The organism is Shewanella sp. SW32, from assembly GCF_025653365.1.
GTDB classification, from domain to species: domain Bacteria; phylum Pseudomonadota; class Gammaproteobacteria; order Enterobacterales; family Shewanellaceae; genus Shewanella; species Shewanella oncorhynchi.
The window spans coordinates 50,252-69,763 of sequence record NZ_JAKKSJ010000027.1 but is presented as its reverse complement, the minus strand read 5'-3'; the positions used below and the strand labels follow the sequence as shown (position 1 = coordinate 69,763).

The window sequence follows — 19,512 nt, the reverse complement described above, 5'->3', positions numbered from 1 at the left end:
AATCTTCAATATCTTCCCAGCCCTCACAGCCTGCGATAACTGCACACAGCGTTAAAAACACCACGTCAAACAAGGGATAAACGACCTTAGATGCTTGCCTTGGGTCTTCTAATTCTGAAAAGTGCTCTGCAAAAATATCGATGTTCATAAACTGGCTCCGCGTAAAAGCCAGTATCTGATCACAACGGAAGATCGCGGTCAATCAGTTATGTTAAAGTGCGCGTTAAATGTTCGTGATCTTGCCCTGCACCACAGTTCAAGTATTCTACTCAAGAAAACATTGTAAAAATAAAATCAAAAATTGAAGAGTTCAATGGTTTTATTAAACAGCAGGCTCTGTTGTATCAAGCAAAAGGTATAGATCTAGTGTTGTTTGATGCTCATTCTATCTTCGATGAAATTATTCAAAATCCTAAAGAGTATGGTTTTGTTAATGTCACAGATGCTTGCTTAGATATCAATAGAGATAGTAGTAAGGATTATTTGTTGTCACACAGCTTAACAAAAGATTGTGCCTACTATGGCTCTGATAAGTATCTGTTTTGGGGGATCACTCATCCAACGACTGCTGTGCATAAAGTTTTTGCGGATAAGATTATTGAAACAGGTTTTTTTAATCGTCATTAACAGGCGAATAGTCGGCGAGTAAGATATTTTGGTTAAATATATCTCGAAATAATCAATAATATGGAGGTAAGCCAGTCAAAGCTGCTTTACTTCCATGAGTAAATTGAGTCCGTTGTAATTTAAGCCATTAAAGCCACATCTTTTTGCATTTTTTAGCACCGCTTTTAAATTGTCCGAATAATGCTGATACTTTGAACTGTGGTGAAATCATGTTACTTGACGTGTTGCTCGCCGAGTTGAATGAGCTGCTAAGTAGTATTAGCTAGCTTATGCTTTGTTTTATTGAAGAAATTGCTCGCAAGGCCAATCGTGAAGACAAGTATTAAAGGTGCATTTGGGGAAGGCCGCTTTAAATCTCAAGCGCTGTTAGACGAGTAAGCGCTGCTCGCTTACATGATGTACATGAATTCAAAAAGCAGCATAAGGGTAAAAAATCGAGTCAAGCTTAACATCCTCAAACTCAGGATGTTTAGTGTTCATGGATTTAGTTTATGTTTAGTCCGCGGTCAGTATGAGTGGCGACTCTTCAACTGCGTGAGTTTTTGCTGGTAAGGCTGCATGTATAGTGCTGCGAATAAGCTCTAGCTGATAGCTGCGTTTGGCATCGAAGCGGATTAATGGCAGTTTGGCGCTTTCGCAGGCTTGCTCGATGAGGAGGTCGCGTTGCTGAGTACGTGTTTGCTTATGGCTTTTATCGTCGAGTTCGATGGCGGCGATAACTTCAAGTGTGTTTTTGTCGCAGAGTAAGTAATCGAAGTGCTTGGCTGAAATTCTATTAAAGGCAATTTGCCAGTGTTTGCGGTTCATGCCTTTTTCTGGGGTGATAACGTCGGCGATACGCACTTTGCCCAGTATTCGGAATTGTTCGCCTACAGCTTGATCTAATATCCCGAGAAAGGATCGTTCAGCACTGGAAAATAGGGCGTCTTGTTTACGGTAGCGATAGTTATTATCTGAAGATGGGATAAGCAGATTAGTGAAAATGCGTAAGAGTAGCGGCACGAAAATGATAATCGCCAAACCCAGCCCGATAAGTATTAATTGATTCGAATTCATCATTACATCCTTGTTTAGTATTGTCATTGTAACTTGCTAAGTACATATCTGTTAGCTGCTAGTACTTTTATGCCAAAAATAATGAGTCTTTGAGTGTAGTGGTCACATATTGTTAGCCACTACATCAACAGTCGTACCGATATTATCAGTACGCATACATCTTAACGATAAAACGCTTCAACTGTGCCTTTTACTGCGAGTAAAAGAGGTTGGCCGCGACGGTCTAAGATTCATTATGGATGGCCATTTATTTTAATGTTTTATGCACTTTAGTTTTCGATTTTTTGAGTTATGCTAAATGCAGCATATAAATTTGCGGGTATCTCTATGTATTTTAAAAGTATCCTTGTTTCGTTGCCTTCTGTTTACGCAATTTTGTGTGTACTTGGTTGTGGTTTTTTCGCGGGCATCATTGTCGCCGCTGAGCTGCAATCGGCTACTTTTTCTAACGTGTTGCGTGCCGATTTTCGGCATCGTCCTCCTGAGATGGTGCTTGATGAGCGAACTAATACTATGACGAGTCCGTTAAAGGATATTCTTGAGGAAGCGGCGGCTAAGGTCGGTTATCGCGTCGAATGGAGCGCGCGTCCTTTTGCTCGCAGCATTCATGAGTTGCGGGTAGGCACGGTCGACATTGTGCCGCGCACGATACGAGACGAAGAGCGAGAGGCATTTGTACGGTTTCTTGGTCCTATCGGCACTCAGACTCGCGATATTTTGTTTCTCGTAAAAGCCGGCGAGGAAGGACGGATTAAGTCCTATGAGGATTTGTATCAGCTTACTGTAGGGGTTAAACGGGGCACAGTTTATTTTGAGCGTTTTAATACGGATCCCGCGCTACGTAAAATTGAGTCTACCGATGATGAAAACATGGCTCGCATGTTTATCATGGGGCGTTTCGACACTATGGTGGTGCTCGATCGTGCCGCCATTGAGAATGCCTTCAAGCAGCTCGGTTACGATCGTTTTAGCTATGCCGATTACCGTCAGTCGAATCGGATCGAACATTATTTTGGTATGTCCCGTAACTCTACCCATGCTGCTATTTTCGATGAACTTAATCGGGCGCTGCTTGATATGGCTGCATCGGGCCGTGTAAAACAGATTTACCAGGCCTATGGTTTAGCCGCAGAAGTAGAATAGGCAAACAAAAACGGCCAATATTAATTGGCCGTTTTTATGATCCAGCTCTTTGCGCTAAAGCTTAACGATAAAAGGCTTCAACTGTGCCTTTTACTGTGAGCAAAAGAGGTTGGCCGCGACGGTCTAATAATTCATTATGGATGGCCATTTATTTTGTTTTTATTTTGTCTGCCATTTATTTTTTTATAAACAAAATGCTTGCTGCGATAGGGATGATTTGTTATTACTGGCGCATGAAAAAAATATACGTAAGCGCAATTAACACCACCACTACCACCACGAGAATTCTCGGGGGGTAGTTTTTTGCGTCTTTAAAAAAACCCTCTGAGCGAAATCGCCAGAGGTTTTTTTTATACCTTGGTTTTGTATTTCGCTCAGATTTTACTTAGGAGAGAATGATGAAAACACATCGCGAAATTGCAGAACAACTTGACCTATTTCACTCTGAACCACAGGCGCCGGGTATGATTTTTTGGCACCCGAATGGCTGGGCGTTATTCCGAGATATTCAAGAGCACATGAGGCGCGTGTATCGCCGAAATGGTTTTGAGGAAGTGAACACGCCTGTTTTTATGAAGAAGGAGTTATGGCAAACATCTGGGCATATGGACATGTTTGCAGACAACATGTTTTTCGGTGGCGGAAAGGAAAACATCGATGAATATGTGTTAAAACCTATGTCTTGTCCTGCCCATATTTTGCTGTTTAAGCGCGGAGTACATAGCCATAGAGATTTGCCACTGCGACTATTTGAGTTTGGCTTGGTGCACCGTAATGAATCCTCAGGCTCGTTAAATGGTTGCCTGCGCGCACGCCAGTTCACTCAGGATGATGCCCATGTTTTTTGCTGTTGGTCTCAGGCAGAGGAGGAGATACGTGGTTTTCTCCAGCGTGCAAAGCAGGTTTATGGTGATTACGGCTACCATAATTTAGACGTAAAAATATCGACTAAACCTGAGAAGGCATTAGGCAGCGATGAGCAATGGTGCCGAGCACAAAAGCTATTGGATTCAGCCTGTCAGATTGAGGGCTTTGATGCCGAGTATCAAGCTGGCGAAGGGGCTTTTTATGGTCCCAAAATTGAATTGTCACTGACAGATTCTATGGGAAGACGCTGGCAGTGTGGCACTATCCAGTTTGATTTCAATTTGCCTGAAAGATTCGATGTTCAGTACACAAATGAGCAAGGGGAATTCGAACGGCCAGTGATTATGCACCAAGCTATGTATGGCTCTATCGAGCGTTGGTTGGGGATTCTCTTGGAAGTCTCACAGGGTAACCTTCCTGTTTGGTTACATCCTGTACCTGTTGCTATTGCCTCTGTAAATGAGTCAAACAGCCAATTTGTCCGTCAGTTAGCCGCACTATGTTTAGCACGAGACATGCGAGTGTTGGTTGATATCAGTCAAAACTCAGTTGCCCGCAAAATGAAACGCTTTCACAAGCAAAAAGTGCCTTATATCTTAACGGTTGGGGATAAAGAAGAGGCCGAGAAGTGTGTGTCAGTTAAGTGCCGCAAAGACGGTGTGATGACACACATCCCTCTTTCTGAATTAGCTGACTATCTTGCGGATAAACTAGTGCGCAAACAATAACCTAAGGAAGGCGGTGTTTGTTATCTAAGGCTAGCTAGGGTTCCCACGGCTAGCCTTTTACTTATTTTATGATCTCGCTCTTTGCAAGCTTAACGATAAAACACTTCAACTGTGCCTTTTACTGCGAGTAGCAGTGGTTGGCCGTGGCGGTCCATGATTTATTGCGGATGACCATTTATTTTTTGTTTAAATTTTTTCAAAGGTAACATTTTTAGGAGGGAAACTATTAGGTAATGATCCTGATCTTATTTTTCTTAACAATAAACCAGTCAATAAAGAGGTTATATTTTCATCAAAATATTCTACATCTGGCGATCTAGATGCGATTATTGCAGTGCCCCATGTCTGACTGTCTTTTAGATCGGAAACAACCCAAAATATGCAATCACCATTATCCGTTACGCCTATTGGTAAAAGGCCATTAATTTCTGGATAGAGGTTATATTTAAAATACTCGGGGTCTTCATTATTAAGGTAATTGAAATCCTCAATGATTGATTTCTTCTGCTCAAAAAAATCAAGGTCATAATTTGTAGTAAATGGATTGAATATCGCTATAAAATCGGCAATTCTTCCTGTGCCATAACGATTAATAAACGCAATGTAATCCCTGGGAAAACTAAGACCTTCATCTATAGAAGGCCAAACTTTACCAATCCCTGATTCATTAGGGATGTTAGGGGGAACTAAAATGCTATTTAATACAGATAGGGTCATGATCTACATTCCACGAGGATTAAGAAGAGCAATGCTTTCAAAGAAACCACCACTACCTTGAGCATTCACTGTTATACCTGCCGGTATTCTGGAAGGACCTTTATATATTGGAGTTACCGAGACATCAACTATTTCTCCTCTCTCTCTAACGCTTTTCTCTAGCGAATCCCCAAATAAACTTGATGATATTCAAATAAGTAGGCATGCATAATGCTATTTGATTTAATCCATTTCGCCAAAAACCGACTAGATAGCTGTTCCGAATAGTCGTTCACTGCACTGGTGCAGTTTCAGCAAGTAGTATTGAATTAGTATCATTTGCTGCTGGGCAAACAAAAACGGCCAATTAGATTGGCCGTTTTTATGATCCAGCTCTTTGCGCTAAAGCTTAACGATAAAAGGCTTCAACTGTGCCTTTTACTGTGAGCAAAAGAGGTTGGCCGCGACGGTCTAAGGATTTGCTTGGCACTTTTACCCAACCTTCACTGATGCAATATTCTTCGACATCAAAACGCTCTTTGCCGTTGAGCTTAATACCGATATCGTGCTCGAAAATTTCTGCCACATGGTGTGGGCTGCGTGGGTTAACGGAAAGGCGATCCGGTAAAGCAGGTAATGATGTTGTGTCGGTCATGGTCGTGATCTGTCATTGTCTATAGTGAAAAAGCGTGCGCTATTGTAGGCAATCCCAGCGCAACGCTCAAGACTTTAACTGTGACTGATTACGCGCCTTGCGTTACAAGGTTAGGTTGTCCTGTTAGGGCACTGCTGTTAGGACACTGCTGTTAGGGCAACACTGCGCCGCAGCTGGAAAAGGCTTTCAGCACTCGGCCGTTTTCTCTGCCCATGACTGAGCGCAAATAAACCTTGGCTAATGTGTCGGCATTGATTGCACTAAAACCGGGGAAATAGTCCTGATAGCTCGCTAATGACTCGCTTAATACCGTTGGGCTGACAATGTTTATCCGCTGCTGCGCAGGTAATTCACCCGCGACGGCGGTAACAAAATGCTCAAGTGCGCCATTGATTGTGGCTGCACTGATGCCATCTTTTACTGGGACATCGGCAATAATGCCACTGGTCAGTGTAAAACTCCCCCCAGCGTTGAGGTATTGGCTACCTATTTGCACTAACTGTATTTGCCCCAATAACTTACTTTGGAGCCCTGTATACCAGTCTGCTTGAGTCATAGCGTTGAAGGGTTTAAATACGACATCACCCATGGCCGAAATCATTGCATCGACTTTACCGATTTTTTCTAGCCCTTGATGGAGTGAATGTTCATCCCGAATGTCTATCAGGACATCCCCCGTTGTTCGCCCTACCTGAATAACTTCATGCTGAGTTGAATGGAATAAGCGGACTATGGCTTGTCCGATTGTGCCTGATGCACCCACTACGACTATTTTCATGACATGCTCCTAAATTGAATACGAATTGAGGATAGTCTGGTTAATTAAATAGAAAAAGCGCATATAATCACCACATTGTTTCGTTAATGGGTTTAATTGATGAATCTCACTCATCTGCAGTCATTTATGCTGGTTGCCAAAATGCACAGTTTTAGCGCTGCGTCTGAACAACTCGGCGCTTCTAAAGGCTTAGTGTCGCGGCATGTTAAATCCCTTGAAGATGAAATGGGTTGTCAATTACTCCACCGAACCACTCGGCGAGTATCAATGACCGAAGCAGGGCAAGCGTTATATGGTAAAGCCTGCGAAATCGAGAGGCTAGCCAATGAAGCTGGACGTTTAGTGCAGGATTTAATGCAGGACTCCTGTGGCACTTTAAAATTCACCGCTCCAACGGAACTGGGCAAAAAATTGCTGAGTCCTATGCTGCTTCAGTTTATTGCTGCGTATCCTCAAGTGAAACTCGAACTGTGTTTTGAGCAGAATATTCAAGATGTTGAGTTCGGCAAGTTTGATCTCGCCTTAAGAACAAGCATTGCGCACAGCGATAATCTTATCGCCAGATATCTTGGCAGAATTCGCCATGTCTTAGTGGTTGCACCCGCATATCCCGCCGCAGCAGAGGTTCGTCACCCTGATGATTTACGCCATTATCGTCTATTGTCTTCGGGTGAAACTCAGTGGGTGTTTGAACCGCTCGCAGGGGACTGTCTCACGCTCACTTTTGAGCCTGCACTGTATAGTTCAAACTATGCCACTACACATCTTCTTACTTTGAGTGGTGCAGGTATCGCTAGCCTGCCTTATTATTTGGTAGAGGAGGATATCGCTCAGCACAAACTCACTTTGCTCGTTCCCCAATGGCAATGCTATCCACATGAGTTGTATATGGTTTATGCCAAGCAGAGCCATTACCCAAAGAAGCTGCGCGATTTACAACATAAGCTACAAACTTGGTGCGAAACTCACTCAAAATATGTGGGTTAAAGAGTAAAAGCATAATCGCATCAAATCTTATCCGGCAGAGGGTGGAGCTTTTAGAATAAAGTGAGGCAGAGTACACTGCCGCGCATTGAATTTTTGTATTTGAATGTAAAGTCGAGCAGGCTTTTACCCATGCAGGCATAAAAAGAGCGGCGATTAACCAAGCGTTATGAACGACGACATTAGTATCTCGCTGCCCTCGCTGATTCATCGAATTGGACGGGAGGCGGTTAAACAAGCTCAAGTGATTGCAACCCAATATGATTGCGAGCTTAAGCGTGTGCGGCGTTCAAGGAATTGGTGTATTGTTGGCGCGGCGATCAAGATCCAATCCTGCACCGCCCATTTACAAGCCGAGCAGCTACTGATGGCCGATGGAGCATTTCGTTATCTTATTCAAAAGCTTGAGTCAGCCTTGCTGCAACATGCGGACAAACTTGAACCATTAGACGCTAAGCTGATTCGGCTTATCACAGACAATCCTGCGATTACCTTAGGTGAGTTGATGCAACAGACCCAATGCACTATCACAGAGGCCAGATTGGCACGTTTTCAAGCTGACTCTTGGTAGTTTGTCTGCTGAGTGTTTTTGCTTTGAAGGTTTATTTATGGCTTGTTGTTTCTAACACTTTTATTTGATTTTCGATTTGCTCGGCTTCAGCGGTCAGCATTGAGTAGGATCTAATATCGCCTTTTCTCTGGGCATGCATAGCTTGTTCAAGCTTGGCGTTATATTGCTGAGTTAATTTTTTTAAGGGATTTTTCTTAAATATTGAGAACATGGCCATTTCTATTGGATTGGGTATTTTGGCTTATATACGTAGGCATTGGGATTTAAGTTTTACTTTTTGAAATTAAAAATCTCACAATCTCACAATCCTTCAATTCCACTGCCATCGGCCTCAGCAAGGCTGAGACCTTATCTTACATTTGCAGCAAACTAATGGGTTGCTATGTCTTATTTAGCTTACAACCCATTGAAAATATTTTAAATCTTAAACTGACCGACGAGCTTACCTAAGTTAATTCCTTCCTGCGACACGGTTTGGCTGACTCTGGCAGCATCTTCGCTGGAATGGAGTAACTCATTCACTATCTCTTGGATGGCGAACACATTACGGTTGATTTCTTCGGTCACAGAGCTTTGTTCCGTGGCCGCCGTCGCAATTTGGGTGCTCATGTCGTTAATTGCCGTGACCGCCGATGTCACTGAACCAAGGCTTTCAGAAATTGCACGGGAAGAGTCTACCGAGCGCACGCAGCTTTGCTGACTTTCTTCCATCGTTTTTACTGCCAGTGCGACAAGCTTGTGCAGTTCAGTTAGCATCTCATTGATTTCTAAAGTGCTTGATTGCGTTCGGCTCGCTAAGTTACGCACTTCATCGGCCACCACGGCAAAGCCTCGGCCCTGTTCTCCGGCGCGGGCCGCTTCGATGGCTGCATTTAATGCCAATAGGTTAGTTTGCTCAGCAATACCGCCAATCACTGACAGCACGTTGTTGATTTTTTTAGACTGTTCGCTCAAGGATTGAATACTGCCCGCCGCATTGTTGATTTGCGCCATGAGTGCCGAAATTTCTTCTAAAGAAGCATCGACGCAGCGCTGGGCATTGGCTACATCGCCAGTGGCAGCGTGAGTCGCTTCAGCCACTTGCGTGGTATTTTGCGCTACTTCGCTGGCGGTGGCTGACATTTCAGTAATAGCGGTAACCACTTGATCAGTTTCATTGTTATGGCTGATGAGTTGGCTCGACATGACTTTGGTTTGATCGTGAATCGCGTTGGCGGCGGTTTTAACTTTAGCCGTCGCGTTTGCCACATCGCCTATGATGGTTTGGAGTTTATCGACAAACAGGTTAAAGGATTGACCTAATTGTGCAATTTCATCTTCACCTTTCACAATAAGACGTTTGGTTAAATCGCCTTCGCCTTTGGCAATGTCGTTTAAATTGTCCGCCATATTTTTAATTGGCGCGACCATACGTTGGGCGGTGATCAGAATAACAACGGTAGTAATCGCGGCGAGTAGCAGCGCAATTAACAGAATGGCATAGGATTTTTCGATCATCTGCTCAGTGACCGTCGCACGATAATCCTCAACGACAGTGTCGATATCATCGATATAGACTCCCGTGCCTAGCATCCAGTCAGTGCCAGGGATCATCATGGAGTAACCGATTTTTTCAATTTGCTCATTTGTATTGGGTTTTTGAAAGTAGAACGAGAAGTTACCGTCCCCTTTTTTAGCGGCATCGAGTAAACCGACAATGATTTTAGTGCCGCGGGGATCTGTCATATCAATTTTATTTTGCCCTTCGAGGTTGGGCATGACGGCATGGAACAGGTTTTTACCCTGGGAGTCGTAAATAAAGAAGTAACCAGAACTGCCAAAACGGATATCACGGAGCGCTTGGTTTACATTGCCATTTTCTTTTAAAGACAACTGATACTGCACTATTCCTGCGGCAATTTCGGTGGCTTCTTTTATTTGTGTTTTACGTTCACCGATGAGCTTAGTTCTAAAGGTCGTCACTTCATCTGCAAGGGCGTCTTTTTCGACATAGTAAGAAACGGTCATGAGTACGAACAAAGTAAAAATTAAAGGGAATAACGACAACAGCAGTAATTTATTACGTAGGCTGAAATTAGGCATGCTTGACGACTCCATGATGAACATCTCTTTTATTGCAGGGCAGTATAGCTAATTTCCCGCATTCTTAAGTGCTTAAGTTAACAAAAATTTAATGGAAATCGATAAAATGCGCGCTGTTGATTTATTCCAAAATCGTTAACTATGCTGTGAATCTAGGCCTTTCTTTTGATCTTTATCAACACTATATGGGCCCAATGAGTTCACTATATTAGCTAAAGTTGATGCAAAATTAGCTAGAGCTGGTGCAGCTGGTGCAGCCGGTGCAGATAGTGGCAAATAGTAAGGGCAGGGTTGTGACAAATGAAAAGTTGATCCTAACGCTGAAAATCTGCATTAGTGTGGGTATTTGTCTTATTGCGCTGGGGATTTATCTGCATAACTTTAATGACACCGTTGAAGCGATGGGTGTGCAGGGGATTATTCTCAGTGCCATGTGTGTTGCCTTTGGCATGGCCTTGTCATTACCGACTAAGATGTATTTAACCTTCCTGTTGGTTAAGCGCGAAACTGAAAAACATCCATAATGTGTTTTTGCACAGAGTGTTACTCTGCGACTCATTGGTTTCCTCGCCTTCTTGATACTCAATCTAAGTACTCGCTTAACCCTGCTATTCAACCCACCAAGCTCTGCCGCAAATGGCCTGATTATGGTTTTTAACATAATTAACCCAAGACTAATGGGCCAAAAACACCGATAATTCCCCCTTAATGACTCATTACCAATGACGCGACTTGGTCGATGGGCTGCTACAGACTCGCATATTTAGTGGAAATCATATTCAATGGAAATCAAAGTTAATTTTCTCGACAATCTTAGACTTGAAGCCAAGTTTGATGATTTTACCGTGACCGCCGATCAGCCAATCCGCTACAAAGGTGATGGTTCTGCGCCTAGTCCGTTTGACTATTTCTTAGCATCGTCAGCCCTGTGTGCGGCCTATTTCGTGAAGGTATATTGCAAAGCCCGTGATATTCCAACGGATAACATTAGATTGTCGCAGAACAATATTGTCGATCCAGAAGATCGCTACAACCAGATTTTCCAAATTCAAGTTGAGTTACCCGATGATATTTCGGGGAAAGATCGCGAAGGTATTTTGCGCTCGATTGACCGTTGTACCGTTAAAAAAGTGGTGCAAACTGGCCCAGAATTTAAAATTGAAACCGTTGAGAACCTAGATTCAGACGCCAATGCCATGTTAATGGGTCAGCCTAATGGTGCATCGAGCACCTTTATTCTGGGTAAAGATCTGCCGCTGGAGCAAACCATTGCCAATATGACGGGCATGCTCGCCGATCTTGGAATGAAGATAGAGATCTCATCATGGCGCAATATCGTGCCGAACGTGTGGTCACTACACATTCGTGATGCGGCTTCGCCAATGTGTTTCACCAATGGTAAAGGCGCGACCAAAGAAAGCGCGCTGTGCTCGGCACTCGGCGAGTTTATTGAGCGTCTGAATAACAATTTTTTCTATAATGATCAATTTTTTGGGACTGAAATCGCCAATAGCGAATTTGTGCATTATCCCAATGAAAAGTGGTTTGCGTTAGAAGAAGACGATGCGCTGCCAGCGGGTATTTTGGATGACTATTGCTTAGAGATTTATAACCCAGATGACGAGCTGTGCGGTTCGCACTTGATTGATACTAACTCAGGTAATATTAAGCGCGGTATCTGTGCGATTCCTTACACCCGTAAATCTGACGGTGAAACGGTTTACTTCCCGTCGAACCTGATTGAAAACCTGTTCTTAAGCAATGGTATGAGTGCGGGTAATAACCTGCAAGAAGCGCATGTGCAGTGCTTGTCAGAGATTTTTGAGCGTGCTGTAAAACGCCAAATCATTGAGCAAGAAATTGTCCTGCCCGATGTGCCTATGTCTGTACTAGAAAAGTACCCAAGCATCCTCGCGGGCATTAACGGCTTAGAAGATCAAGGCTTCCCGGTTGTGGTCAAAGATGCCTCACTCGGCGGCCAGTTCCCTGTGATGTGCGTCACCCTGATGAACCCGAAAACTGGCGGCGTATTTGCCTCCTTTGGCGCGCACCCAAGCTTTGAAGTGGCGTTAGAGCGTAGCTTAACTGAATTGCTGCAAGGCCGTAGCTTCGAAGGCTTAAATGATGTGCCAAAACTGACCTTTAACAGCATGGCGGTTAGCGAGCCAGAAAACTTTGTTGAGCACTTTATTGATTCAACAGGAGTGATTTCATGGCGCTTCTTTAGCAGTAAATTTGATTATGAATTCTGCGAATGGGATTTTTCTGGCACTAGCGAAGAAGAAGCTGACGGCCTGTTTGGGATCTTAGAAGCGTTAGGTAAAGAGGTGTATATCGCCGAGTTTACCGATTTAGGCGCATCGGCGTGCCGTATTTTAGTTCCTGATTATTCTGAGATTTATCCAGTTGATGACTTGATTTGGGATAACACCAACAAGGCGCTGGCGTACCGTGAAGATATCTTAAATCTGCATTCGTTAAGCACTAAGCAATTGGCTAATTTGGTCAACCGTTTAGAAGAAAGCCAACTCGATAACTACACGGATATTCGCACCTTAATCGGCATTGTATTTGATGAAAATACTGTGTGGGGAAAACTGACGATTATTGAGCTTAAGATCCTGATTTATTTGGCACTCGGTGCACACGAAGACGCGATTGAGCTGGTCGGTGAGTTCCTACAGTTTAACGACAATACCGTTAAACGTGGCCTGTTTTACCAAGCCATGAATGCTGTGCTGGAAGTGACCTTAGATGAAGAGTTAGAACTTGATGATTTTATCCATAACTTCAACCGTATGTTCGGTAAAGAAGTGATGGACAACGTCGTTGGCTCAGTCACAGGTAAAGTGCGTTTTTATGGTTTAACTAAGACTAGCATGCAGCTCGAAGGTATTGAGCCGCATTTAAGATTGATTGAAAGCTATAAGAAGCTGCATCAAGCCCGTAAAGCTGCGAAAAACCTTAATTAATTCTGTTAGTTGGCATTAGCTTAATGTGTTTAAAAGCGAACCCTTTGGTTCGCTTTTTTGTTTGTTGCTCTTTTGGTTCGCGCTTCTTATGAGCACTTGTGGCTATCACTTATTAAGGACGCTTATTATTGCTATGTGTGGTTTGAAATGTTCAGTCCGCTCAGGCTGTATTTGATATAACTCGATTTTTACCGTTACGTTTAGCTTGATACAAGGCTGCATCGGCCCGCTTAAGCGTTTCTTCATAGGACTTATCCAATGGTTCGATAGAAGCGACTCCAATGCTTACGGTGGCAAACAAGCCATTGACCGCATATTTTTGCAGTTCAGTGTAAAAGCAATCGCAGAGGTATTCTGCAAATTCAACCGCTTGTGAATGCTCTACCCCAGGTAGGGCAATCACAAATTCATCGCCACCAAAACGATACGCGCTATCGGTTTTTCTAAATTGAGTTCGGCAGGTTTCGGCAACTGCGATGATGATTTGATCGCCAGCATAATGACCCAACTGATCATTGATGGACTTTAAGTGGTCTAAATCGAGGATCAAGATTGAGGTGGGAATACGGTGGCGCTGAAATATATCGAATTGGAAGGTTAAATCACGTTCTAAGCGGCGACGGTTATACAGCCCTGTCAGCTGATCGGTATCGCTTAGCTGACGTAGTTGCAGTTCAAGCTCATGCCGCTTGGAAATATTACTGGCGACCCAAAGCACCACAGGCTCATTATCAACCAGAAAGTCTAGTGCTTGAATGCGTCCCTCAAACCAAATGGGTTGTTCAGGACCTATATCGGGTAAGCCTTTGACATCTTTATTGCTCAATTCATATTCTTCGATCAGTAATTTTCGGCTGGTTAATGCACTTTCGATAACCTGTAAAAAGTATTTGAGTTTATCAGCCTTTAACACATCGCTAAGATACAAGCCGATTAGTCCACTACCATCGTGGTAATAACGGTCATCTTTACCACCGAAGACGGCAATGTATTTACCACTTTTTGACAGAACAAAAGTAGGATCAGGAAGTGCATCAAGGACTAAAGCCATTTCTTCTATTTTGATCATCGATTAAAATCCCTGTGGAAAATCACCCAACCTTAAGTCCGCGTGTCCAAGTTATCATAGATAAACTACTCTTTGGCGCTTTAGCCGCGAATGCATCCTGCGAACTCATTACAATTTAGCCGCTTTTGTGGGTAACAACAAACCATAACAATATGCCGTACAATTTATTTGTCGTCGCGATTTTACCAAGGCATCAGAGCGTTCGATGGCGCAGAGTTGTATCCCTGTTGAGGCTTAAAACCTAAGCCCTGCGATCGTATCGAGTCAGTCGTGATGTCTTGAACTTTAGCGTTTGTGCTTATGTTCAAAAAGCTTCATTGCGGTGCTTAGTGGACAGATGATTTTCGAGTAGAATCTAGGGCCTTAATTGTGGTTTTAATTTTACACAGGGATTTATAATGCATACTGCAGATGATTTTATTGAACATTTAGCGCTAGAGCAGCATGTTGAGGGCGGTTATTACCGCTCATCCTATCGTTCAGAAACGGCATTTGATCAGACTCGGGCATTATGGAGCAGTATCTATTTTTTGCTGCGTACAGGAGAGGTTTCCCATTTCCATCGTCTGACAGCTGATGAAATGTGGTATTTCCATGCGGGGCAATCGCTGACGATTTACATGATTGATCCTGATGGGGTGCTAACGACGGCGCAATTAGGGCTTAATTTAGCTGCGGGCGAGCGGCCACAGTTTTTAGTCCCTAAGGGCTGTATCTTTGGTTCAGCCATGAATCAAGATGGTTTTTCATTAGTGGGCTGTATGGTATCGCCCGGTTTTACCTTTGATGATTTTGAGCTGTTTAGCCAACAAACTTTGTTAGCCCAATATCCACAGCATAGTGACATCATCCAACGTCTGAGCAGGTAGGGAATCGCTAAAGTCAGTTAAATTTAGCCAGTTGATTCGTTAAATGGTAACTTGGTTGACATTGCCTCATTCGGCAAAACCAAGGTCGCTCTGAGTCATTAAATTTGACTCAATAGTAAGATATCCCCGCGACAAGGCTTGTCTATTGGCGTTTAACCACGTAAAACATGCTTTTTGGCGTACCTCTATGTACCAAGTGTTATGGAGTAATTGAATTTGGAACACTTAGTGTGGGAGCTCGATCCTGTATTAATCTCGTTTATGGGACTAAAAATACATTGGTATGGAGTCCTATTTGCTGTTGCTATTACTGCTGGTTTTCAGGTGATGAAGCGGATTTATATCAAGGAAAATCTCGATCTTGAGTCCCTTGATAATTTACTGATTTATTGTGTGGTTGGCATTATTGTGGGTGCGCGTTTGGCCCATTGTATGTTCTACGATCCGACTTATTACTTTGCTCATCCGCTTAAGATCTTGGCGATTTGGGAAGGCGGACTCGCCAGCCACGGTGGTGGTTTAGGCGCGATTCTGGCCTTGTATTATTACCAACGTAAAGTGAAGCTACCATTTCTGTTTTTGTTGGACAGACTCGCGATCGCCACCGCCATTTTTGGCTTTTTTGTGCGTATGGCAAACTTCGCCAACTCAGAAATTTTAGGCGATCCTACGACTCAACCTTGGGGTATTATATTTGCCCGTGTCGACATGTTGCCAAGACATCCAGCACAGCTCTATGAGGCTTTCGCTTATTTAGCTATCTTTATTGGTCTGTATGCTTTGTATCAATACACGCAGATTAAACAAAGACATGGGGCTATTTTCGGCCTGTTTCTGGTATCGGTGTTTAGTGCGCGAATTGCGATTGAGTCGATTAAAGTTAGCCAAGCGGCTTACTCTGAAACTTTCTTAAGTGCGGGACAACTTCTGAGCTTACCGTTTTTAGCCGTAGGTATAGTCTTGTTGTTCTTGGCGTATCGAAAGAAAACCGTTTAAATTTAAATATCAAACGGTTAAAAAAGGCTTTCTATCTTGATAGAAAGCCTTTTTTATGAATGAATTAATCATCAAGTATGACGTTAGGCTGTCTTCACTATATTAGTCACCTGCACCATGGCATCCCGAGCGGAACGGCTCACGCCCGAGAGTTGGAAGAAGCCATGGATGACGCCAAGATAACGACGGCAGTGGGTATTTACGCCAGCCTCTAATAGATTCCTAAATAGCTGTTCACCTTCATCGACGAGTGGATCGAATTCGGCGGTGATGATATGGGTTTCGGGTAAGCCTGCTAAGTCATCACGGCGTAGTGGACTGGCTTCGCCATCGGTTCTGGGGTGCCAATCTAAATACAGATCGAAACCTGTTAGCAAGGTGTCGCGGGTGATGATGTATTTCTCGCCATTGTCGCTATAGCTTTGGCTCTTCGCGGTGGCATCGAGCATAGGATAGATAAGCACTTGTTTCTGTGGCAACCATTGCCCTTTGGCTTTTAAACGCAGGCAAGTGACTAGGGCTAAATGGCCGCCGGCGCTGTCGCCCATTAGGGTGATCTTAGTGTTATCACCGCCCCATTGGTGACAATGTTGATAGATGACTTCTGCGGCATGGCAGGCATCGTCGTGGGCAGCGGGATAAACATGTTCTGGGGCGAGGCGATAGCGAACGGCGATCACCAGTGCGCCAGAATCATTGGCGAGTTTTCGCAGTTGTTGATTATGGGTTTCAACGCCGCCACTGACAAAACAGCCACCATGGTAGTAAATGACGATAGGTAAATTGTTTGCCGCCGAGGGTTTGAACAGAGTTAATTCTGTGCCATCGATGGAAATTGCACGCACTTCGAACACCTCTTCAGGCTCACCTGCGAGTACAGTGCTGGCAATATAACCTTGTCTACGTTGCTCAATTGTTTGCTCTCGCACCGATGGGCAACCCGCCGCGATAAACTCGCTAACCAATTGTTTAATTCCCTCTTCTAAATAGAGTTGGCTCATTTAATACTCCCTCAATTTTTAGTGCGCTCGGCTGTTCTGCAATGGGCTGAGTTTATCGGCAGCTTAATTGAATTGGTAGCCTAGATTCACACTCAGCCATGAGCTTTATCATGATTGCGGAAATTAACTTTGGTATTAACTCAGTAATGAATACGGTTGCAGTCGGCATCTTTTTCACTATTACAGATTGAGTTGTAGGGTGTCTTGTAAGAAAATTACCAACTTAATTGACTGTCAGGCTTAATGCGCTTAAATGTCCGCCTGATTGTGCGTTCGATAGCACTTTGATGTCTATTTGTGAAAGTGGGTTTCAGTCTCTTGGCTAAAATATAGGTTGCCAAGATGCTGTTTGAGCGACACATTGAGCCAGCGATCACACTCGTTATTCGTTCTCTATTTGCAGGAATCTTTCGTGGCAAAAGCACCCAAAACATTGCAACAGCGCATGGGCATAGTTGCCCTGACGTGGCCGATTTTTATCGAGACCTTGCTGCAATCTCTGCTTGGGATCAGCGATATCTTTATGCTGAGCCATTATTCCGATAATGCGGTTGCCGCGGTGGGACTCACGACTCAACTGATGTTCTTCATGATGGTCATGTCCATGATGGTGAGTACGGGCGCAAGTATTTTGATTAGCCAAAGCAATGGGGCCGGCCAACCGCAGCAGGCTGTCGATATCGGGGTGGCGAGTGTCGTATTGAGTTTGGTATTAGCCTTGGTCATGGGCGCATCTATGTTCTTTGGTGCTAAGGGTATTATCGGCTTATTTGCGCTTGAGCACGATGTGGCTGGTTTTGGATATGACTATTTAGTGATTTGCGGCAGCTTGAGCATAGGGCTAGTGATGAACATTGCCTTCGCCGCTATTTTGCGTAGTTACGGTTTTACCCGCTCGGCCATGTTAGTCACCTCGAGTACGGGCTTAATAAACGTGATCGGTAATTATATTGCCCTGTATTCTCCCTTTGACTTGCCTGTTTATGGGGTAACAGGGGTGGCGATATCGACAGTGACCAGCCAGATCATCGGTGCGTGTATCATGTTGATGGTGATCCGGCATAAGCAAATTCCGCTGCCACTGCAACGACTTAAGCTTTTACCGCGCAGCACTTATTGGAGTGTGATGCGTATTGGCCTGCTCAATGCTGGCGAGATGCTGTCTTACAATGTGGCTCAGATGACCATCATCTACTTTATCAGCCAGATGGGCACTTTATCGCTCACGGCCTACACCTATGGCTTGAACATTAGCCGTTTTATCTATTGTTTTGCAGTCGCACTCGGGCAGGCGACGCAAATCCAGACTGGATATTATGTGGGTAAACAATGGTTCGATGAAATCACCACTCGGGTGCAGCGTTACTGTTTGGTGGGCTTTATCGCTTCACTGACCATAGTATTAGTCTTCTACTGGCAGCGATTCGTTATTGTCGGCTGGTTGAGTGAAAACGAAGAAGTCATCCAACTAACAGCGTTATTGCTTGCGGGTTCTATCGCGCTTGAAACAGGGCGAGTGTTTAATCTGGTGATTATCTCGGCGCTCAAGGGCGCGGGTGATGTGGCATTCCCCGTGCGGATTGGTCTCTTTAGTATGTGGGGCATTGGCGTGTTATTGGCTTGGTTCTTTGGCTTGCATTTAGGTTATGGCGTGCTTGCGGCATGGCTTGCCGTTGCGGCAGATGAGTGGGTGCGTGGATTGATTATGGTGCACCGTTGGCGCTCGGGTCGCTGGCAGCGTTTTACGCGTATTCCGCCAGTAACCCCAGCTTAAACTATTCTGATATCAAAAGGTCAATGCTTATTGGTTGCCCCATTTGCCCGATTGCAGTAGTTCATTTTTAAATTGTAGATACCTTGGGTGCCCTTCATAGGTTTCGATTTCCATGGTGCTGTAGGGGGCAAAAATAGCCCCTGGAATTTGGCATCCTCTAGTAAGAACGTCTTCTAATGAGGGCATAAAACATTCTTTAATCGGGTCAAAATGGATTTTATAACTGGCATAGCCGCGCGTAACAAATCTATCGGTTATGGTTTTGAATAGCTGTCCAAAAGGTGTGTCGAGCGTCTCCGGCGTGGAGTAATAAAAGCCTTGTCCGTACCAGTAAAGTAATAAGGCGGTACCCGCGTCACACAGTGGATGTTCGATAATCGCCCTGACCATGTTTGGGTCATGATCGTCCCAATTCAAGTTCCCCGCGACAAAATGCAATTCCTCCATACTTTGTAAGTCACTGATACAGGTGATTTGCGCCGCCGCTTTGCCAAAGTAGGCGCTGTATTCATGTAAAGCGTCATAATCGGGATCGGCGAGTAATTTGGCGAGTAGTTGTTGATTGGCAATACAGCCTAATTCTGTGCATTCATAGGCGCGAATAAATTGTTCTTGTGAGAGTAATTTAGCCAAGGGAATCCTTT

Annotated in this window: 20 protein-coding genes and 2 pseudogenes; 10 read left to right on the top strand and 12 right to left on the bottom strand. The window is 44.1% G+C overall.

The window, feature by feature from the left end; genetic code table 11:
* On the bottom strand, positions 1–148 hold a 148-nt coding region (locus L5M28_RS16500), incomplete at its 3' end, for a transposase family protein (protein ID WP_263198011.1).
* 191 nt (positions 149–339) lie between these two features.
* Here L5M28_RS16500 and L5M28_RS16495 point away from each other — a divergent pair.
* Positions 340–627 (top strand): hypothetical protein, encoded by a 288-nt coding sequence (locus L5M28_RS16495; RefSeq protein ID WP_411569181.1) that lies wholly within the window; start codon positions 340–342, stop codon positions 625–627.
* Positions 628–1,122: 495 nt separating this feature from the next.
* Here the strand turns inward: L5M28_RS16495 and L5M28_RS16490 are convergent, their stop codons facing one another.
* Entirely contained in the window at positions 1,123–1,683 is a 561-nt protein-coding gene (locus L5M28_RS16490; protein WP_263203969.1) for a DUF2726 domain-containing protein, read from the bottom strand.
* Positions 1,684–1,844: 161 nt separating this feature from the next.
* Positions 1,845–1,910, bottom strand: a pseudogene (locus tag L5M28_RS16485) (DUF3297 domain-containing protein); the annotation flags it as partial.
* 100 nt (positions 1,911–2,010) lie between these two features.
* On the opposite strand from L5M28_RS16485, the gene L5M28_RS16480 reads away from it, so the two are divergent.
* Positions 2,011–2,826 carry a substrate-binding periplasmic protein gene (locus L5M28_RS16480; protein ID WP_251071007.1) on the top strand — a complete coding sequence of 272 codons (816 nt, stop codon included), beginning with the start codon at positions 2,011–2,013 and terminating at the stop codon, positions 2,824–2,826.
* A 61-nt stretch (positions 2,827–2,887) separates the two neighbouring features.
* Here the strand turns inward: L5M28_RS16480 and L5M28_RS16475 are convergent.
* Positions 2,888–2,956 (bottom strand): annotated as a pseudogene (locus L5M28_RS16475) (DUF3297 domain-containing protein); the annotation flags it as partial.
* A 268-nt stretch (positions 2,957–3,224) separates the two neighbouring features.
* Between L5M28_RS16475 and thrS the strand changes: the two are divergent.
* Complete coding sequence (gene thrS / locus L5M28_RS16470) at positions 3,225–4,421, top strand: threonine--tRNA ligase (protein WP_263203964.1); 1,197 nt, start codon at positions 3,225–3,227, stop codon at positions 4,419–4,421.
* A gap of 186 nt (positions 4,422–4,607) precedes the next feature.
* Here thrS and L5M28_RS16465 read toward each other — a convergent pair whose 3' ends face one another.
* The 3 genes from L5M28_RS16465 to L5M28_RS16455 form a co-directional block, all read right to left on the bottom strand.
* Complete coding sequence (locus tag L5M28_RS16465) at positions 4,608–5,138, bottom strand: SMI1/KNR4 family protein (protein WP_263203962.1); 531 nt, start codon at positions 5,136–5,138, stop codon at positions 4,608–4,610.
* Between the two features lie 388 nt (positions 5,139–5,526).
* Positions 5,527–5,772, bottom strand: coding sequence for a DUF3297 family protein (locus tag L5M28_RS16460; protein ID WP_006080205.1), 246 nt, complete (start codon positions 5,770–5,772; stop codon positions 5,527–5,529).
* A 151-nt stretch (positions 5,773–5,923) separates the two neighbouring features.
* Positions 5,924–6,550 (bottom strand): short chain dehydrogenase, encoded by a 627-nt coding sequence (locus L5M28_RS16455; protein ID WP_106651617.1) that lies wholly within the window; start codon positions 6,548–6,550, stop codon positions 5,924–5,926.
* 99 nt (positions 6,551–6,649) lie between these two features.
* Between L5M28_RS16455 and L5M28_RS16450 the strand changes: the two genes are divergently transcribed.
* A complete protein-coding gene (locus L5M28_RS16450; RefSeq protein ID WP_263203960.1) occupies positions 6,650–7,537 on the top strand; it encodes a LysR family transcriptional regulator in 888 nt (295 codons plus the stop codon).
* Between the two features lie 166 nt (positions 7,538–7,703).
* Positions 7,704–8,105: a ribosome recycling factor family protein gene (locus L5M28_RS16445; protein ID WP_263196997.1), complete on the top strand. Its 402-nt coding sequence runs from the start codon at positions 7,704–7,706 to the stop codon at positions 8,103–8,105.
* 31 nt (positions 8,106–8,136) lie between these two features.
* Here L5M28_RS16445 and L5M28_RS16440 read toward each other — a convergent pair whose 3' ends face one another.
* Positions 8,137–8,316 (bottom strand): DUF6435 family protein, encoded by a 180-nt coding sequence (locus L5M28_RS16440; protein ID WP_028759324.1) that lies wholly within the window; start codon positions 8,314–8,316, stop codon positions 8,137–8,139.
* Between the two features lie 206 nt (positions 8,317–8,522).
* Entirely contained in the window at positions 8,523–10,187 is a 1,665-nt protein-coding gene (locus L5M28_RS16435) for a methyl-accepting chemotaxis protein (RefSeq protein WP_263203958.1), read from the bottom strand.
* Positions 10,188–10,480: 293 nt separating this feature from the next.
* Between L5M28_RS16435 and L5M28_RS16430 the strand changes: the two genes are divergently transcribed.
* Both L5M28_RS16430 and L5M28_RS16425 read left to right on the top strand, forming a co-directional pair.
* A complete protein-coding gene (locus tag L5M28_RS16430) occupies positions 10,481–10,711 on the top strand; it encodes a hypothetical protein (protein ID WP_263203955.1) in 231 nt (76 codons plus the stop codon).
* Positions 10,712–10,969: 258 nt separating this feature from the next.
* Positions 10,970–13,159, top strand: a complete 2,190-nt coding sequence (locus L5M28_RS16425) for an OsmC domain/YcaO domain-containing protein (protein ID WP_263203954.1) — start codon at positions 10,970–10,972, stop codon at positions 13,157–13,159.
* Between the two features lie 160 nt (positions 13,160–13,319).
* Here L5M28_RS16425 and L5M28_RS16420 read toward each other — a convergent pair whose 3' ends face one another.
* On the bottom strand, positions 13,320–14,228 hold the full coding sequence (locus tag L5M28_RS16420) for a GGDEF domain-containing protein (RefSeq protein WP_263203952.1): 909 nt from the start codon (positions 14,226–14,228) through the stop codon (positions 13,320–13,322).
* 398 nt (positions 14,229–14,626) lie between these two features.
* On the opposite strand from L5M28_RS16420, the gene L5M28_RS16415 reads away from it, so the two are divergent.
* Together L5M28_RS16415 and lgt are read left to right on the top strand one after the other, a co-directional pair.
* Positions 14,627–15,097, top strand: coding sequence for a cupin domain-containing protein (locus tag L5M28_RS16415; RefSeq protein ID WP_173242850.1), 471 nt, complete (start codon positions 14,627–14,629; stop codon positions 15,095–15,097).
* Between the two features lie 216 nt (positions 15,098–15,313).
* Positions 15,314–16,093 (top strand): prolipoprotein diacylglyceryl transferase, encoded by a 780-nt coding sequence (gene lgt / locus L5M28_RS16410; RefSeq protein WP_131523760.1) that lies wholly within the window; start codon positions 15,314–15,316, stop codon positions 16,091–16,093.
* 83 nt (positions 16,094–16,176) lie between these two features.
* On the opposite strand, the gene L5M28_RS16405 is transcribed toward lgt, so the two are convergent.
* Positions 16,177–17,094, bottom strand: coding sequence for an alpha/beta hydrolase (locus L5M28_RS16405; RefSeq protein WP_263203951.1), 918 nt, complete (start codon positions 17,092–17,094; stop codon positions 16,177–16,179).
* Between the two features lie 412 nt (positions 17,095–17,506).
* Between L5M28_RS16405 and L5M28_RS16400 the strand changes: the two genes are divergently transcribed.
* Positions 17,507–18,868 carry an MATE family efflux transporter gene (locus tag L5M28_RS16400; protein ID WP_263203950.1) on the top strand — a complete coding sequence of 454 codons (1,362 nt, stop codon included), beginning with the start codon at positions 17,507–17,509 and terminating at the stop codon, positions 18,866–18,868.
* A 27-nt stretch (positions 18,869–18,895) separates the two neighbouring features.
* Here L5M28_RS16400 and L5M28_RS16395 read toward each other — a convergent pair whose 3' ends face one another.
* Entirely contained in the window at positions 18,896–19,501 is a 606-nt protein-coding gene (locus L5M28_RS16395) for a DUF4274 domain-containing protein (RefSeq protein ID WP_263203948.1), read from the bottom strand.
* Between the last annotated feature and the right edge of the window lie 11 nt (positions 19,502–19,512).

Coding starts and splice junctions, on each gene's coding strand:
- L5M28_RS16415 (WP_173242850.1), top strand. CDS start 14,627: ATGCATACTGCAGATGATTTTATTGAACATTTAGCGCTAGAGCAGCAT.
- L5M28_RS16490 (WP_263203969.1), bottom strand. CDS start 1,683: ATGAATTCGAATCAATTAATACTTATCGGGCTGGGTTTGGCGATTATC.
- L5M28_RS16435 (WP_263203958.1), bottom strand. CDS start 10,187: ATGCCTAATTTCAGCCTACGTAATAAATTACTGCTGTTGTCGTTATTC.
- L5M28_RS16455 (WP_106651617.1), bottom strand. CDS start 6,550: ATGAAAATAGTCGTAGTGGGTGCATCAGGCACAATCGGACAAGCCATA.
- L5M28_RS16420 (WP_263203952.1), bottom strand. CDS start 14,228: ATGATCAAAATAGAAGAAATGGCTTTAGTCCTTGATGCACTTCCTGAT.
- thrS (WP_263203964.1), top strand. CDS start 3,225: ATGAAAACACATCGCGAAATTGCAGAACAACTTGACCTATTTCACTCT.
- L5M28_RS16425 (WP_263203954.1), top strand. CDS start 10,970: ATGGAAATCAAAGTTAATTTTCTCGACAATCTTAGACTTGAAGCCAAG.
- L5M28_RS16405 (WP_263203951.1), bottom strand. CDS start 17,094: ATGAGCCAACTCTATTTAGAAGAGGGAATTAAACAATTGGTTAGCGAG.
- L5M28_RS16460 (WP_006080205.1), bottom strand. CDS start 5,772: ATGACCGACACAACATCATTACCTGCTTTACCGGATCGCCTTTCCGTT.
- L5M28_RS16465 (WP_263203962.1), bottom strand. CDS start 5,138: ATGACCCTATCTGTATTAAATAGCATTTTAGTTCCCCCTAACATCCCT.
- L5M28_RS16445 (WP_263196997.1), top strand. CDS start 7,704: ATGAACGACGACATTAGTATCTCGCTGCCCTCGCTGATTCATCGAATT.
- L5M28_RS16450 (WP_263203960.1), top strand. CDS start 6,650: ATGAATCTCACTCATCTGCAGTCATTTATGCTGGTTGCCAAAATGCAC.
- L5M28_RS16480 (WP_251071007.1), top strand. CDS start 2,011: ATGTATTTTAAAAGTATCCTTGTTTCGTTGCCTTCTGTTTACGCAATT.
- L5M28_RS16440 (WP_028759324.1), bottom strand. CDS start 8,316: ATGTTCTCAATATTTAAGAAAAATCCCTTAAAAAAATTAACTCAGCAA.